This is a genomic window from Parashewanella hymeniacidonis, assembly GCF_016900895.1.
In the GTDB taxonomy this organism is placed as follows: Bacteria; Pseudomonadota; Gammaproteobacteria; order Enterobacterales; family Shewanellaceae; genus Parashewanella; species Parashewanella hymeniacidonis.
The window spans coordinates 1-1270 of the sequence record NZ_JAFEUN010000280.1 but is presented as its reverse complement, the minus strand read 5'-3'; the positions used below and the strand labels follow the sequence as shown (position 1 = coordinate 1270).

The 1270-nt window shown below is 49.8% G+C and carries 1 protein-coding gene; it reads left to right on the top strand.

All coding sequences use genetic code 11. The features are described from left to right. A partial coding sequence (locus tag JQC92_RS22335) for a hypothetical protein (RefSeq protein WP_205001723.1) occupies nucleotides 1–1270 on the top strand: 1270 nt, incomplete at both ends.

Below are 1270 nucleotides of genomic sequence, written 5' to 3'. Positions count from 1 at the left end.
GTTTGAAGGTCTATTTAAAGATAATAAAGGCGCAATAACAGCCTTTGCAAACCTATCCGACAATGATATTGAGTGTATAGCTAAACATCCTCAATTATCGTACGTTATGTCGATGTGCCGCCATAAAGGTCTGCCCACGCCAGCGGCAATGGAAATATTCTTCAAAGATGAGCATTTAAAAGATGAAAACGGCCGCTTATGCAAGACAAAGCTGAAGGCGGTGGCCAGTATGTGCAGCCAAAAAGGTCTGCCCATGGCAGCGGCAATGAAAGCATTCTTCACTGCTGAGCATTTAAAAGGTGATAACGGCCGCTTGTGCAAGACAAAGCTGACTGCGGTGGCCAGTATGTGCCGCAAAAAAGGTCTGCCCATGGCAGAGGCGCTGAACACATTCTTCACTGCTGAGTATTTAAAAGGTGAGGACGGCTGCTTGTGCCTGACAAAGCTGAAGGCGGTGGCCAGCATGTGCTGTCAAAAAGGTCTGCCCACGGCAGAGGCAATGGAAATGTTCTTCAAAGATGAGCATTTAAAAGATGGAAACGGCCGCTTGTGCCTGACAAAGCTGAAGGCGGTGGCCAGTATGTGCGGCCTAAAAGGTTTGCCCACGGCAGAGGCAATGGAAATGTTCTTCAAAGATGAGCATTTAAAAGATGAAAACGGCCGCTTGTGCCTGACAAAGCTGAAGGCGGTGGCCAGTATGTGTTGCGAAAAAGGTCTGCCCACACCAACGGCACTGAAAGCATTCTTCAACGATAATCATCTGAAAGATGGACGTAACTTGTGCCTGACAAAGCTGGCTGCGGTGGCCAGTATGCGCTGCCAAAAAGGTCTGCCTACGCCAACGGCGCTGAACACATTCTTCACTGCTGAGTATTTAAAAGATGATAACGGCCGCTTGTGCAAGACAAAGCTGAAGGCGGTGGCCAGTATGTGCCGCCAAAAAGGTCTGCCCACGGCAGCGGCGCTGAACACATTCTTCAAAGATAAGCATTTAAAAGATGAAAACGGCCGCTTGTGCCTGACAAAGCTGGCTGCGGTGGCCAGTATGTGCTGCCAAAAAGGTCTGCCCACACCAACGGCACTGGAGGCATTCTTCAACGATAATCATCTGAAAGATGGACGTAACTTGTGCCTGACAAGGCTGAAGGCGGTGGCCAGTATGTGCCGTCGAAAAGGTCTGCCCACGGCAGCGGCGCTGAACACATTCTTCACTGCTGAGTATTTAAAAGGTGATAACGGCCGCTTGTGCAAGACAAAGCTGGCTGCGGTG